This is a genomic window from Mycetocola reblochoni REB411, assembly GCF_900163835.1.
Classification (GTDB): Bacteria; Actinomycetota; Actinomycetes; order Actinomycetales; family Microbacteriaceae; genus Mycetocola_B; species Mycetocola_B reblochoni.
Genome location: NZ_FUKR01000058.1, coordinates 65,678 through 80,330, shown reverse-complemented (window position 1 = coordinate 80,330; position 14,653 = coordinate 65,678). Strand labels below are relative to the sequence as shown.

Below are 14,653 nucleotides of genomic sequence, written 5' to 3'. Positions count from 1 at the left end.
GCCCTGACATGACGGAAGCGGAGCCCGCAGGCCCCGCCTCTTATACCGCGCGCTTCTTCAGCTTGCGCCGCTCGCGCTCGGACAGCCCGCCCCAGATGCCGAAGCGCTCGTCGTTCTCGAGCGCATACTCCAGGCATTCGGACCGCACGGAGCACGACTGGCAGATCTTCTTCGCGTCGCGGGTCGATCCGCCCTTCTCGGGGAAGAACGCCTCCGGGTCGGTCTGGGCGCAGAGCGAGTCGACCTGCCACGAGAGCGCGTCGTCCTCGTCGGGCTCTGCCGCGGGACGTCGGACGCCGGGGATCCCGAGATTGACCGGATCGACGAACCAGTCCTCTGGGACGCCAGGACGATAGTCAGGGGCCATCTCCGATCCTCCCTCTCGTTGCGTTGGCTTCCCTAATTACAACGGTGTGATTCGGATCAGTCAAGTCGGAGATGATAAACCCTCAACCAGCAATGGAGGGTTCAGCGTCGGCCTCATCCGGCCAGTTGGCGCGCCTCCCACGCCGTCGCGACCATGTCGTCGAGGTCGCGCGTCATCCGCCAGCCGAGGTCGGCCTGGGCCAGCGCGCCGCTCGCGACGATCCGCGCCGGGTCACCCGCACGTCTCGGGGCGATCTCCGGGGTGAAGTCGACGCCGGTCACCCGGGCGACGGCGGACATGATCTGGGCGACGGAGACCCCGTCACCCGAGCCGAGGTTGTAGGCGGGACGAAGCGGGCGCCCCTCCTCGAGCAGCCGCGCCGCGGCGACGTGCGTCGCGGCCAGGTCGGCGACGTGGATGTAATCGCGGACGCAGGTGCCGTCCGGTGTGGCGAAGTCGTCGCCGTTGATCCGCGGCGTCCTGCCCTCGACCAGCGCGTCGAAGACGAGGGGGAACAGGTTGTGCGGGCTCGTGTCACGCAGCTGCGGGATACCGGAGCCGACGACGTTGAAGTACCTCAGAGAGGTGTGGTGCAGCTCGGCCGCGGCAGCCACGTCCCTGAGCAGCCACTCGCCGATGAGCTTCGACTCGCCGTAGGGCGACTGCGGCGCCTTCGGCGTGTCCTCGGTGACGAGATCGACGTCGGGGGTGCCGTAGACGGCCGCGCTCGACGAGAACACGATTCGATCGACGCCCTCCTCCCCCATGGCCTGGAGCAGGCGCTGCGTCGCGGTCACGTTCTGCTCGTAGGTGTGCAGCGGACGCTGCACCGAGACCCCCGCGTACTTGAAGCCCGCGACGTGGACGACACCGGTGACGGCGTGCTCCCTCAGCGTGCGCCGTAGCAGCTCGACGTCGAGCACGTCACCGCGGACGAAGGGCACCCCGTCGGGGACGAATGACTCGTGACCGCTGGAGAGATCGTCGATGACGACCGGATCGATGCCCTCGTCCTGGAACGCCCTGACGACGTGCGCGCCGATGTACCCGGCACCGCCGGTGACCAACCAACTCATGAATCCTCCTGACCGGGACGCGCGCGGCGTCGACTTCCTCCAGGGTATCCAGCGGCCACCGACGTTCTCCGCACGGCACGCGGGCGACGCCAGCGCCTGTCAGCCGTCAGCCGTCAGCCGTCAGCCGTCAGCCGATCGTTGCGATGAAGAGCTCGCCCGAGCCCTCGATCGTCAGCTCGCGCTCCCCCGGCGTCACGTACACGGCCTCGCCCCTGACCAGGCGGGTGGCGTCGCCGCTGCTGCGCAGCTCGAAGGAGCCCCCGGTCGCGAGCACGACCACCGGCCCGCGCACCGGCACCGCGACCGGCCCGACGTCGTCACCGAGCGCGTGGACGAGCGAGAAGTCGGGCACATCGGGATCGAAGCGCACCACACCGTCCGCGAGCCTCTCCGGCGCGAGCGGGGCCGCATCGATCGGGGTGAAGTCCAGAACCGCCAGCAGTTCAGGCACGTCGACGTGCTTCGACGTCAGCCCGCCACGGAGGACGTTGTCGCTCGCGGCCATCAGCTCGATGCCGAGCCCCTCCAGGTAGGCGTGGATGTTCCCCGCGGGCAGGAACAACACCTGGCCGCGGCGCAGCTCCACCCGGTTGAGCAGCAGCGCGACGACGACACCGGGGTCGCCGGGGTACGCCCCGGCCAGGTCGAGGAGGGTCGCGCGCTCGGCGGCGAAGTCCTCGACGCCCTTCCTCGAGGCCCCGGCGGTCAAGGCGTCGATCAGCGCCGTCGTCTGCTCGTCCGTGCCGGTGAGTATCCACCGCACGCTCCGGCGCAGGGCCTTCGCATCGCCGTCCGCGCCCAGCAGCTCACGGAGCTCGTCGACCTCGGCGGACACCCCTGCCGGGACGAGCGCGGCTAGCAGCAGCCGCGTCTGCTCGAGGGGGCGGAAGCCGCACAGCGCCTGGAAACGATCGCTGAGCGCGAGGATCAGCTCGGGCTTGTGGTACGCGTCGCGGTAGTTGCGGTCAGGAGCATCGACGGGCACACCGGCCGCGTTCTCCTTCTCATAGCCGACGACGGCCTGCCCCGCGGAGGGGTGCGCCTGCAGCGACAACGGTCTCGCGGCGGCGAGGACCTTGAGCAGGAAGGGCAGACGCGAGCGGTCGGAGCCGATCGCCCGCTCCGGATCCGCCGCGATCCACTCGTCGAGCCGGTCGTATCCGCCGACCGCCTCCGGGTCGAGGATGGTCGCGGGAGAGCCGCTGTGCGCCCCCAGCCAGAGCTCGGCTTCCGGGCCCCCAGAGGCCTCCCGTCCGAGCAGACCGGCGATCGCGGTGCGGTCACCCCAGGCATAGGGGCGGGGGGTGTTGCTGATCGGTACGAACACGACTGCCTTTCATCGGGGAACGGCGCACGACATTGGGTGGTCCCTACAAGGGGACCACGCACGCGGCACCCGCTTCGACACCCAAACTACCAAGGCGGTCGAAGCCTGACCGCCAGACACCGTAGCGTGATGACCGCCGCGCCACGAGACTCGGCGACAACACGGGAGAAGAACAGTGACGTTTGACCCTTTGACGAGCGACTTCTACGGTTTCGAGAACGCCCTCGCCCCCCATGAGCTCGACGCCCTCAGCCGGCTCCGCGGGTTCATGGAGTCCGAGATCGCGCCCATCGCCGACCGGTACTGGGAGCGGGCCGAGTTCCCCCACCAGATCATCCGTCCGCTGCTCGACACCGGCGTCGCCTCCTGGACCTGGCCGGAGACGAGGGACACCGAGTACTCCGCCGTCTTCCGCGGCTTCGCGTCGCTGGAGATGAGCCGCGTCGACGCCTCGATCTCGACCTTCATCGGAGTCCAGGAGGGCCTGGCGATGGGGGCGATCGGGGAGTGCGGCTCCCCCGAGCAGCGCGCCGACTGGCTGCCGCGCATGGCCAGGGGCGAGATCATCGGCGCGTTCGGCCTGACCGAGCCGCTCTCCGGAAGCGACAGCGCGCGGGGCCTGCGGACGACCGCGACGCGCGACGGCGACGAGTGGGTCCTCTCCGGCAGCAAACGATGGATCGGAAACGCGACGTTCAGCGACATCACCGTGATCTGGGCGAAGGACAGCGAGGACGGCCAGGTCATCGGCTTCATCGTCCCGACCGACGCGGACGGCTACACGGCCACGGCGATCGGCAACAAGATCAGTCTGCGCATGGTCCAGAACGCCGACATCACCCTCAACGACGTGCGTGTCGGCGACCACCTCCGCCTCACCCGCGCGCGCAGCTTCGCGGACACCGCCAGGGTGCTCCGGCTGACGCGGGCCGGTGTCGCCTGGTCGAGCGTCGGGGTGGCCATCGGTGCCTACGAGGCGGCCCTGGCGTACGCGACGGAGCGGGTCCAGTTCGGCAAGCCCATCGCCGCGCACCAGCTGATCCAAGACCTCCTCGCACGCTGCCTGGGGAACATCACCGCGAGTATCGCGCTGTGCGTCCGGGTATCGCAGATGCTCGACGACGGGGTCCAGCGCGACGAGCACTCGGCGCTGGCGAAGTCCTTCTGCACCAGCCGGATGCGCGAGACCGTCGCGTGGGCGAGGGAGATCATGGGCGGCAACGGCATCGTCCTGGACTACGGCGCCGCCCGGCACTTCGCCGACGCCGAGGCGCTCTACTCCTACGAGGGCACCAGAGAGATGAACGCCCTCATCGTGGGACGCGCCGTCACCGGCCACGCCGCGTTCGTCTGAGCGGATGCCGTCGACCCGCGACACGCTCCGGCTACCCTTGAGGTCATGACCACGTCGAGCGTTCCCGTCCCCCTCGACCAGTCCACCCCCCGCCAGATCGTCAGGGCGATCGCCGCCGGGGCCCTCATCGTCGCCCTCGGCGGCGACGCGCTGAGGAACGCGCTCGGCGTCGTGCCGGCGCTCGTCGTCACAGGGGTGGCGGGTCTCGTGGTCGCGATCGCCCTCATCCGTGCCCGGCCGACGCTGCGGATCGGCGCGGTCCCGCGGTCGCTGGTGGCATACCTCGGCCTCGCCGTGCTGTCGCTGATCTGGTCGGCCTATCCTGCGGCGAGCGCCGTGACGCTGGTCGGGCTGCTCCTGGCGACCGCCGTCGGCCTGTACCTGGCCCTGCTGCTGAGCTGGTCGGAGATCCTCAGGGCGCTCTCCCGGGCGACCGCGACCCTGCTCGTCGGCTCGCTGCTGTTCGAGCTCTGGGTGTCGCTCGTCGTCCGGGCTCCCGTGTTCCCCGCCGGCTTCGTGGGCGACCCCGAGACCGCGACGCCGATGTCGATGTGGTCGCGGAACCTGCTGTTCACCGGCGACAGGATCCAGGGACTCCCCGGCAACTCCAATCTGCTCGGCATGATCGCGCTGCTCGGTCTCATCGTCGCCGGCATCCGCTTGGCCCAGGAGGGCAGACGTCCGGGGCTGTGGTTCCTCGTCGGCCTGTCCGCTCTCGTGTTCGTCATGACCCGGTCGAGCACGGTCGTCATCGCGGCGGCCGCGGCGGCCGCCGTCCTCGGGTTCGCGCTCTGGGTCAGGAGCGCGCCGGACCACCGCGCCAGGGGCAGGCGGACCCTTCTGAGCGCGGCGGCGACGCTCGCCGCCCTCGCCGCCGTGGCCGCGCTGTGGCCGCTCGTCCTGGCGGTGTTCGGCAAGTCCAGCGATCTGACGGGACGGCTCAGCATCTGGGAGGCCGTCATCGGCCAGGCCGAACGCCACCCGATCATCGGCAACGGCTTCGCCAGCCCCTGGGTGCCCTGGGCCGAGCCCTTCGACACGCTCGTCGTGCGCAACGAGGTGCTGCAACTGCAGGCGCACAACGCGTGGCTGGACGTCTGGATGCAGCTCGGGGCGATCGGCGTGGTGCTGTTCGCCTGCCTGGTGGTCGGCGCGGTCGGCCGGAGCTGGTTCCGCGCGGTCGACCAGCCGCGGACCGGGGCGACGCAGGCGCTGTCGTTCAGCCCGCTGGCGCTGCTGCCGCTGCTCATCGTCGTGGTGCTCGTCGTGCAGTCGCTCATGGAGAGCCGCGTGCTCATCGAGTCCGGCTGGGTCCTTTTCACCCTTGTCGCCGTCAAGACCTCCACCACCCCGCAGATCGTGCCCGACACCGGGGCGGCGGCCGCCCGGGCCGTGCCGGCCGGATGAGCACGCCCCCCGGCGCCCTCGCCGTCCTCTACCGCGCGGCCGGCCAGGTGAGCGCGGCCAAGGCGCTGACCACCACCGCGGTCGGCTTCGTGTTCGTCGCGCCGCTGCTGCGGGCCACGGTCGGGCACGCCGTCGTCGTCGGGGGCCTGCTGGCGTTGCTCGCGGTCGCGCTCGTCGTGCTGAGCGCGTCCCACGAACGCATCGACCGGCCCATCCGGATTCCGCTGACCGTCGTGTTCGTCCTGGCGTGGATGGCGGCATCGCTGCTCTGGAGCGACTACCGCGGCCCGACCCTGCTGGCGGTGACCGAGCAGATCACCATCACGGCACTGGCCGTCATCATCGGTCTGCTCCGCGACCTGATCCAGATCATCCGCGCCGTCGGCGACGTGCTGCGCGCGCTGCTGGGGGTGTCGCTCGCCCTGGAGCTGCTGTCCGGGCTCGTCTTCCACGTCCCGTTCCTCGCCCTCGGCATCCAGGGCGACATCGGGGACGGCGGGCCGATCCAGGGCCTGTTCCTCACCAGGAACCTGCTCGGCTTCGTCGCGCTCATCGCGCTCGTGACCTTCGCCATCGAGGGGGTGACGCGGAGCGTGCCCCGCGGCCGGGTCGTCGCCTCGATCCTCCTGGCCTCGGGAATGATCGTGCTCAGCCAGTCACCGGTGACGATGGTGATGACGCTGGCCCTCGCGGTCGCCGCCGGGGCGATCGCCCTCATCAGGCGCGCCCCCGCCGCCGTCAGGCCGCGCATCCAGTGGACGCTGGCGACGGTGCTCGCGCTCGCGACGGTGCTGTCGTGGGTGTTCCGGCACCGGCTGGTGTCTCTGCTCGACGCCGCGGCCGAGATGGACACGCGGTCCCAGCTGTGGACCGCGATCGCACGGGCGATCCGGATCGAGCCGACCACCGGCTGGGGCTGGGCCGGCGAGTGGATCGGTGGGAGGGCGCCGTTCGTCGGAATCAACATCTCGGTGCGCGGCGCCCATGGGACGGCGCTGAACGCCTGGTTCGACGTCACCCTGCAGCTGGGCGCCGTCGGGCTCGCGCTCGTGGCCGGCTTCGCCCTGCTCGCGCTCGGCCGGTCCTGGTTGCTCGCCTCCGCGCGCCGGACGGTCAGCGTCGTCTGGCCCGCCCTGATCCTGGTGCTGCTGTGGACCAGCTCCCTGGCGGAGAGCTTCATCCTGCTGGACGCGGGGTGGTTCCTGCTGGTGCTCTGCGCCGTCCAGGCCTCCAACCGGCAGCGTCAGGGCGTCCCCGCCTCGCGGGGAGCGCCGGCGCTCGACTGAGCCGGCAGGCGCATCCGATGCGAGCGCCCCACGGCGGGCGGTGACGAACCGCGCGTTCACCGGCAGGACATGTGCAGCGGCTATGCTCGTGCCCGTCCCACCACCCGTCCAGCAGCCGTCCGGAGATCACCCCGCCATGTCGCTCGTCGTCCAGAACCTCGTCTTCCCCCTCGACAGAGACCCGGACATCCTCCCCCTCTATCTGGATGCGGAGACCTGGACAACCGTCGGGCACGAGACCGTGCGGGTCAGCGACTTCGCGCACGTCGACGACGTCCTCGACCGCTCCAGCGCCCGTGTCCGCCCCGGACGTCGGGTGTCGTTCGCCAGCTACTTCAACGCCTTCCCCGCCTCCTACTGGCAGCACTGGACGACGGTCCGCGAGGTCACGCTCGAGCTGAGCACGGAGGGGAGCGGAACGGTGCTCGTGTATCGCTCCAACGCCAACGGCGTCGCCCAGCGCGTCGAGTCGCGCGACGTCAGCGGCGGCGACACCGTCCGATTCAGCCTGCCGGTGACCAACTTCACCGACGGCGGCTGGTACTGGTTCGACGCGGTCGCCGGGTCCGAGGAGCTGATCATCCGCTCGGGCTCCTGGTCGACCGACGCGACCCCGCGCACGACGGCGAACGCCTCCATCGGCATCACGACGATGAACAAGCCCGACTACTGCGTCAGGAACCTGGCGGCGCTGGCGAAGGAGACCGCGCTCCTCACCGACATCGACACGATCTACGTCGTCGACCAGGGCACCACGAAGGTGCAGGACCGCGAGGAGTTCCCCGCCGTCGCTGAGGCGCTCGGCGACAAGCTGACCGTCATCAACCAGGCCAACCTCGGCGGCTCGGGCGGCTTCTCCCGCTCGATGTCGGAGACTCTCGACGCGGGAACGAGCGGCTTCGTCCTGCTCCTCGACGACGACGTCGAGGTCGAGCCGGAGGGCATCTTCCGCTCGATCCAGTTCTCCCGCTTCAGCAGCCGCCCCACCATCGTCGGCGGCCACATGTTCGACCTGCTGGACAAGCCGATCCTGCACGCCTTCTCCGAGAACATCGACCTGCACCCCTTCCTCTGGCGTCCCGGCTTCGACGAGCAGATCCGCCACGACTTCCGCGTGTCCAACCTGCGGCAGACCCCGTGGATGCACGCCCGCATGGACGCCGACTACAACGGCTGGTGGATGTGCATGATCCCCGTCGAGGTGATCCGCGACATCGGCCTGAGCATCCCCGTGTTCATCAAGTGGGACGACTCCGAGTACGGCCTCCGCGCCCGGTCGCGCGGCTACCGCACCGTGTCGCTGCCCGGCAGCGCCCTCTGGCACATCTCCTGGATCGACAAGGACGACTCGCAGGACTGGCAGGCCTACTACCACGCCCGCAACCGCCTCGTCGCCGGGCTGCTGCACTCCCCCTACAGCAAGGGCGGTCGCCTGCTGAGCAACAGCAGCCGCATCAGCCTCAAGCACCTGCTGAGCATGCAGTACTACGCCGTCGAGCTGCGCAACGAGGCGATCCGTGACCTGCTCACCGGCCCGGAGCACCTGCACCGCACGATGGGCACGAAGCTGCCGGAGCTTCGCGCGCAGGCGGCCGACTTCTCGGAGACGTCGGTGTACACCGCCGACAGCGACGTCCCTCCCACCCGTGAGGGGCGCCGGAGCTACCCGCTGCACACCGAGCCGTCGCCCGCGGGCGCATCGCTCGCGGTGTTCACGGCGAAGGCGGCGGCCCGCCACTGGCTCACCTCCCCCGCGGACCAGAGCCAGCCGCAGGTGGAGCTCGCCAAGCGTGACGCCACCTGGTGGCGCGTGCCCGGCTTCGACAGCGCGCTCATCTCCACCGCGGACGGCCGCGGCTCGTCCTGGTACCGCAGGGACCGCTCGGAGTTCCGCGCGCTGCTCAAGGAGAGCCTGCGGCTGCACCGCGAGCTCGAACGCAACTGGGACGCCCTGGCCGAGCAGTACCGCCGTGCGCTTCCCGAGTTCACCTCGCAGGAGGCGTGGAAGACCACCTTCGAGCAGTAGGCCGCCCGCCCCGCGCGAACGCCGAACGCCCCGCCACGGATCGTGGCGGGGCGTTCGCGTGCGCGGGGCGGGCGGGAGGCTACTCCTCGCCGTCGCCCTCCGGCCCGCCGAACAGCGGCGAGAGCTTGTTCCGGAACATGCTCAGCGCCGAACCGATCGCCATGTGCATGTCCAGGTACTTGTACGTTCCCAGTCGTCCGCCGAAGAACACGTTCTTCTCGCCGTCCTGCAGGCCGCGGTAGGCGAGCAGACCGTCGCGGTCGCCGGGGGTGTTGACCGGGTAGTACGGCTCGTCCTCGCGCGTGGCGAAGCGCGAGAACTCCCGCATGATGATCGTCTTGTCCGTCGGGTACTCCCTGCGCTCGGGGTGGAAGTGCCTGAACTCGTGGATGCGCGTGTACGGCACGTCCCTGTCCGCGTAGTTCATCACCGAGGTGCCCTGGAAGTCGCCGATCGGCAGGACCTCACGCTCGAAGTCGAGGGTGCGCCAGCTGAGCTCGCCCTCCGCGTAGTCGAAGTAGCGGTCGATCGCGCCCGTGTAGACGATGGGGACCTGCCCGACGACGGCCTTCTTGTTGATCGGCTGGCTCTCGTCGAAGAAGTCGACACCGAGCTTCACCTCGATGTTGGGGTGGTCCGCCATGTTCTCGAGCCAGTTCGTGTAGCCCTTGACCGGCAGACCCTCGTAGGTGTCGTTGAAGTAGCGGTTGTCGTAGGTGTACCGGACGGGCAGCCGCGAGATGACCTCCGCGGGCAGCTCGGTCGGGTCGGTCTGCCACTGCTTGGCCGTGTAGTCGCGGATGAACGCCTCGTACAGCGGTCGGCCGATGAGGGCGATGCCCTTCTCCTCCAGGTTCCGGGCGTCGGAGACGTTGAACTCCCCCGCCTGGGACGCGATGAGAGCGCGCGCCTCGTCGGGGCCGTAGGCGGCGCCGAAGAACTGGTTGATGGTGCCGAGGTTGATCGGCAGCGGGTACACCACACCCTTGTGGTTGGTATAGACCTTGTGCTGGTAGTTGGTGAACGAGGTGAAGCGGTTGACGTACTGCCAGACCGACTCGACCGAGGTGTGGAACAGGTGCGCGCCGTAACGGTGCACCTCGATTCCCGTCTCGGGGTCGGCCTCGCTGTAGGCGTTACCGCCGATGTGGTCCCGGCGGTCGACGACGAGGACCTTCAGCCCCAGCTCGTTCGCGGCCCGCTCGGCGATCGTCAGTCCGAAGAATCCGGACCCGACGACGATCAGATCGGCGTTCATCTGCATATGCTCCACTTCGTTCGACGGCACAACGGGGCACAGTCTAGCCCGACGGGTGAAACACTCCGCCCCGGCGACGATGCCGGGCATCGCCGACCGGAAGGACGGGGCAACCGGACGTCAACCCTCGCACGATAAGGTGTACGCCGAACAACGCCGCCCGGTCCGGGCAGCTCGACCGATCCTGAGGAACACCACCATGAAACTGTCCGTCATCGGATGCGGCTACCTCGGTGCCGTGCACGCAGCAGCGATGGCCTCTCTCGGCCACGACGTCGTCGGGATCGATGTCGACCAGGCCAAGATCGACGCGCTCGCCGCCGGCCGCTCGCCGATCTACGAGCCCGGGCTGCCGGAGCTGCTGACCCGGACGCACGCGAGCGGCGCCCTGCGGTTCTCCACCGACGTGACAGACGCAGCTGAGGCCGTCGTCCACTTCATCGCCGTCGGGACGCCGCAGAGCGCGGACGGCAACAGCGCGGACCTCCGCTTCGTCGACGCCGCCGTCGACTCGCTGCTGCCCATCCTCAAACCGGGCGACCTCGTGGTCGGCAAGTCGACGGTCCCCGTCGGCACCGCCGCGCGGCTGCAGGAGCGCATCGCCCCGACCGGCGCCGAGCTGGCCTGGAACCCCGAGTTCCTGCGCGAGGGCTTCGCGGTCAAGGACACGATCGAGCCCGACCGCCTCGTCTACGGCGTCGTGAGCGAGCGCGCCAGGGAGATCCTCGACTCCGTCTACGCCAGGGCGATCGGCGCGGGCACCCCCCTGGTCGTCACCGACTACGCGACCGCCGAGCTGGTGAAGACCGCGGCGAACGCGTTCCTGGCGACGAAGATCTCCTTCATCAACGCAATGGCCGAGATCGCCGAGGTCACCGGAGCCGACGTCACGCAGCTCGCCGACGCCATCGGCCACGACAACCGCATCGGCCGCCGCTTCCTCAACGCGGGGATCGGCTTCGGCGGGGGCTGCCTGCCCAAGGACATCCGTGCCTTCGCCGCCCGTGCCGAGGAGCTCGGCCGCGGCGAGTCGGTGGCGTTCCTCGCCGAGATCGACGCGATCAACCTGCGCCGTCGCGCCCGCGTCGTCGACCTCGTCGCCGAGTCTTTCGGCGGCGACGTGTCCGGGCGCCGCGTGGCCGTGCTCGGACTGGCGTTCAAGCCGGAGAGCGACGACGTCCGCGACTCCCCCGCCCTCGACATCGCCCGCGCCCTGTCCGCCGCGGGCGCGACCGTGGCCGGCTACGACCCGGAGGCCGTGGAGTCGTCCCGCCGGGTGGCGCCCGAGCTGGACTACGTCTCCTCGGCGGAGGAGGCACTGGCCGGGGCCGAGGCCGTCGTCGTCGCCACCGAGTGGCGGCAGTTCCGCGAGCTCGACGCGACCGACACCGCCGCCCGCGTCGCGCGCCCCGTGATCGTGGATGCCCGCAACGTGCTCGACCCCTCCGCGTGGCGCGCGGCCGGCTGGGAGTTCCACGGCCTCGGTCGTCCCTGACCCGCCGTACAGAACCGCGAAGGCGGGTCGGTCGACACATCGACCGCCCCGCCTTCGTCTCGTGGGCGAGGGGCTGCTAGCCCTCCGCGGTCCTCCGCCTGCGGATGAGCAGCGTGCCGCCCACGAGAACGAGCACCACAGCGAGCAGGAGCCCGACGTTCGCATCCGTCCCGCTTCGCGCGAGCGAGCCCGCGGCGGAAGCGCTCAACGACGATCCATCGCCGTCGTCAGCAGCTCCGCCGGCCGGGCCCTGCGAGGCGGGTGCGTCGTCACCGTCGTCGGTCTTCGGGACGTCGTCGGCGAGGATCGTCAACTCTGCGGTCGCGATCACCTCGCCGGCGGCGGCCGACCGTGCCGTGGCGAAGCGTCCGGCGGACGAGCCGGCCGAGGACGCCAGGGTCGCGGACCCTCCGCTGCGGAACTCGACAGCATAGCGGCCCGGCGCGATATCGGAGGGGAGTGTGAACTGTCCTCCTGCATTCCCGCCGTTGTCAGTACGACCGGACGCCAGGCTCTCCCCGTCGACGGCGATCTCGAAGCCCACGTCATCGACGAGGTGGGCGGCGAGGAAGCCGATCCGCTCCCCGGCGTGGGCGGTGTCAGCCGAGAGCGCGAACTCCGCCGACCGGAACGTCTCCACCTTGCAGCGGGTGTCGAACGTCACCGTCTCCCCCGTGTCGTCCACCGCGGTGTCCTGCTCCGCCAGCGCAGGGCCGAAGTCCCCGTCGTCCGGAACCACGCCGTCGATGAGGAAGTCGTTGACTGTGGAATCGACGCACGCCTTCTCCTCGTCGCCGGACATGTAGGACGTGTGCGAGGCGCCCGAGACCGACAACAGGGTGCCGTCGATAAGCCTGGCGAGCTTCACTCCCGACGCGTACGGCGTCGCGGAGTCGTGCGAGGTGGACACCACGAGGATGTTCGGTACCGCGGTCAGCTCCTCGGCATCGGGCAAGGTGCCGACGAACCTCCAGAAGTCGCAGTAGTCGTAGACACCGGGCGAGATCGACGCAGCCTGGAAGGGCGCGGCCTCGTCGTAGCGCTCAGCGAACGAGCGGACCTTCTCAATGTCCGGCAGGGAACCGTTGCTGTTCTCGTCCGTGCACCTGATGGTGGTGAAGGCCTGCAGCATCGGAGCATAGTGCCCGGTCTCGCTGTCGCGGTCGTTGTACTGATCGGCCAGGATCATCAGGCCGCCGGCGGTCCGTCCCTCCTTCAGCTCCGCGAGTCCCTGCGCGAGACTCGACCAGAGTGTCTCCGAGTACAACGCCTGGAAGACGCCGGTCCGGGCATCTGCGAAGCTGACCAGGCGCTCGTCGCCCGGCTGGCCGGTCGGAAGCGCGCCCCGTTCGAGTGTGCGCAGGATTTCCTGGTTCGCCGCGGTGAGGGCTGCCTTATCGGTCACACCGTCACCGAGCGGGCAGGTGAACGCCGTCGAGCCGATCTCCTCCTCGGCCAGGTCAGGATAGGCCTCACCCCAGGTGAGGCCCCGAGCACCCCGAGCCGAGCAGTCGAGCGCGAACTGCTCGAAGGTGCCCTGGAAGCCGGCCCCCTGGGCGATGTTCGACTCAGCGGCCTCCTCCGCCGGGTCGGGATCGTCCGCACCGACTGCCCGGTTGATCGACCGCATCGCGTCGATGCTCGCGCTGTCGACGTTCCCTGGGTCCACGGCCCCGTCGAGCACGAGACGGCCGACGCTCCCGCCGAACTTCTGGCTGAAGACGTAGCCGAGACGGGTCCCGTAGGAGAAGCCGACGAAACTGAGCTTCTGGTCGCCCGCCACGGAGCGGATCACGTCGACGTCACCGACCGCGTCCCAGGTGCCGAGGTTCTCGATCAGCCGTTCCTGCTGGGCGCGCTGGTCCGCGTCGTCGGCACTGCCGTCTCCGTCCAGGTCGAACAGCGCCGCGGTGTTGGCGAAGCAGTCGTCCGCGAAACGCTCGGCCCGCGCATTGAGATCCTCCTCGGCCTCGCTCAGAGGGAGTCCGTACGAGTTGGCGGCCCTGTCCTCGTCGAGCATCTCGTCGGTGGAGCACTGCGAGTACGGCATGGATGAGCCCGTCCCCCTCGGGTCGAAGCCGATGAGGTCGTAGTGCTCGAGCAGTTCCGGCTCATACAGCGCCCCGGCGACGGCGAGGGTCAGACCGGACCCGCCCGGCCCGCCCGGGTTCCACAAAATGGACCCCTTCTTCTCGTCGCCGGTGTGGTCGGCGACCATCGTCGCGACGGCGACATTGCCCGCCGAGGGGTGTTCGTCGTCGATCGGCGAGATGACGTAGCCGCAACGCAGCGTCGTGCCGACCAGCCGCTCGTAGGCGGCCGTCGGCAGCCCGAGACGGTCACACTTCTCCGCGGTGAAGTCGGCGGCCTGCGCGTAGTAGTCGTCAAGACCGGCGGGGACGACACCCGTGGCGCTTCCCCCTGCGGCGGGGGCTCCGATGCGGTAGATCCCGTCGCCATCCGTGTCGAACAGGTCCTTGGCCAACTGGGGGTAGTACTCGTCGAGCGGGACGTCGACGGTCTCGTCGGGTGCTTCCGACGCCTCGCCATGCTGTTCGGGGGCTGGCTCTGACGGCGCCTCCGGCGCGTCGGCGACCGTGAACGCGTCACCGCGGATGGTGCTCAGCTCATCGACGACGCGATACTGGCCTGCGCTCAGCGTCGAGCCGTCCAGGACCACCTCGGCTTCGCCCGAGGCGTCGACGGTGACGTCCGTCCGAGTCGCGTCCACGGGTGAGGAGTCCTGCTCCCGCTGCACGAGAAGTCGCAGCGGCGTGCCCTCCTCCGCGGTCACCGTGACCCGGACCCCCAGGTCTCGCCCTGACTCCAGGATTCCATCGCCGGTCACAGCGATGACCGGCGGCTGGACCGTCGCAGGCACCGACGCATCGGACGACGGCTCCGTTGCCGTGTCCGGCTGGCCCGGCGTCGGATCGGCGGAGACCATCGGAACGGGCGTCGGCGCGGGGGTCGCAGCCAGCGCGGCCGCCGGGGTGAGCGTCAGCGCGACGCTGGTCACGAGGACCACGGGAAGTCTGAGCCCACCCAACATCGGGG

10 protein-coding genes are annotated in these 14,653 nt (G+C 70.0%); 5 read left to right on the top strand and 5 right to left on the bottom strand.

The window, feature by feature from the left end:
• Positions 1-40: 40 nt before the first annotated feature.
• The 3 genes from FM119_RS10775 to manA all read right to left on the bottom strand — a co-directional run bounded on the left by FM119_RS10775 (position 41) and on the right by manA (position 2,770).
• Positions 41-367 (bottom strand): WhiB family transcriptional regulator, encoded by a 327-nt coding sequence (locus FM119_RS10775; RefSeq protein WP_087137992.1) that lies wholly within the window; start codon positions 365-367, stop codon positions 41-43.
• Between the two features lie 113 nt (positions 368-480).
• Complete coding sequence (galE, locus tag FM119_RS10770; RefSeq protein WP_087137990.1) at positions 481-1,443, bottom strand: UDP-glucose 4-epimerase GalE; 963 nt, start codon at positions 1,441-1,443, stop codon at positions 481-483.
• 127 nt (positions 1,444-1,570) lie between these two features.
• Complete coding sequence (gene manA, locus FM119_RS10765) at positions 1,571-2,770, bottom strand: mannose-6-phosphate isomerase, class I (protein ID WP_087137987.1); 1,200 nt, start codon at positions 2,768-2,770, stop codon at positions 1,571-1,573.
• Positions 2,771-2,945: 175 nt separating this feature from the next.
• On the opposite strand from manA, the gene FM119_RS10760 reads away from it, so the two are divergent.
• The 4 genes from FM119_RS10760 (at position 2,946) to FM119_RS10745 (ending at position 8,843) form a co-directional block, all read left to right on the top strand.
• Entirely contained in the window at positions 2,946-4,124 is a 1,179-nt protein-coding gene (locus FM119_RS10760; protein WP_087137985.1) for an acyl-CoA dehydrogenase family protein, read from the top strand.
• Positions 4,125-4,169: 45 nt separating this feature from the next.
• Complete coding sequence (locus FM119_RS10755) at positions 4,170-5,531, top strand: O-antigen ligase family protein (protein WP_087137983.1); 1,362 nt, start codon at positions 4,170-4,172, stop codon at positions 5,529-5,531.
• The gene (locus tag FM119_RS10750) at positions 5,528-6,817 is read left to right on the top strand and encodes an O-antigen ligase family protein (protein WP_087137981.1); all 1,290 of its coding nucleotides are present in this window, start codon (positions 5,528-5,530) and stop codon (positions 6,815-6,817) included. Before FM119_RS10755 ends, FM119_RS10750 begins: the two co-directional genes overlap by 4 nt.
• Positions 6,818-6,953: 136 nt before the next feature.
• Complete coding sequence (locus FM119_RS10745) at positions 6,954-8,843, top strand: glycosyltransferase (protein ID WP_087137979.1); 1,890 nt, start codon at positions 6,954-6,956, stop codon at positions 8,841-8,843.
• Positions 8,844-8,922: 79 nt separating this feature from the next.
• Here the strand turns inward: FM119_RS10745 and glf are convergent, their stop codons facing one another.
• Positions 8,923-10,101, bottom strand: a complete 1,179-nt coding sequence (gene glf, locus FM119_RS10740) for a UDP-galactopyranose mutase (RefSeq protein ID WP_087138057.1) — start codon at positions 10,099-10,101, stop codon at positions 8,923-8,925.
• A gap of 199 nt (positions 10,102-10,300) precedes the next feature.
• On the opposite strand from glf, the gene FM119_RS10735 reads away from it, so the two are divergent.
• Positions 10,301-11,596, top strand: coding sequence for a UDP-glucose dehydrogenase family protein (locus FM119_RS10735; protein ID WP_087137977.1), 1,296 nt, complete (start codon positions 10,301-10,303; stop codon positions 11,594-11,596).
• A gap of 76 nt (positions 11,597-11,672) precedes the next feature.
• On the opposite strand, the gene FM119_RS10730 is transcribed toward FM119_RS10735, so the two are convergent.
• Positions 11,673-14,615, bottom strand: a complete 2,943-nt coding sequence (locus tag FM119_RS10730) for an alpha/beta fold hydrolase (protein WP_179205301.1) — start codon at positions 14,613-14,615, stop codon at positions 11,673-11,675.
• Between the last annotated feature and the right edge of the window lie 38 nt (positions 14,616-14,653).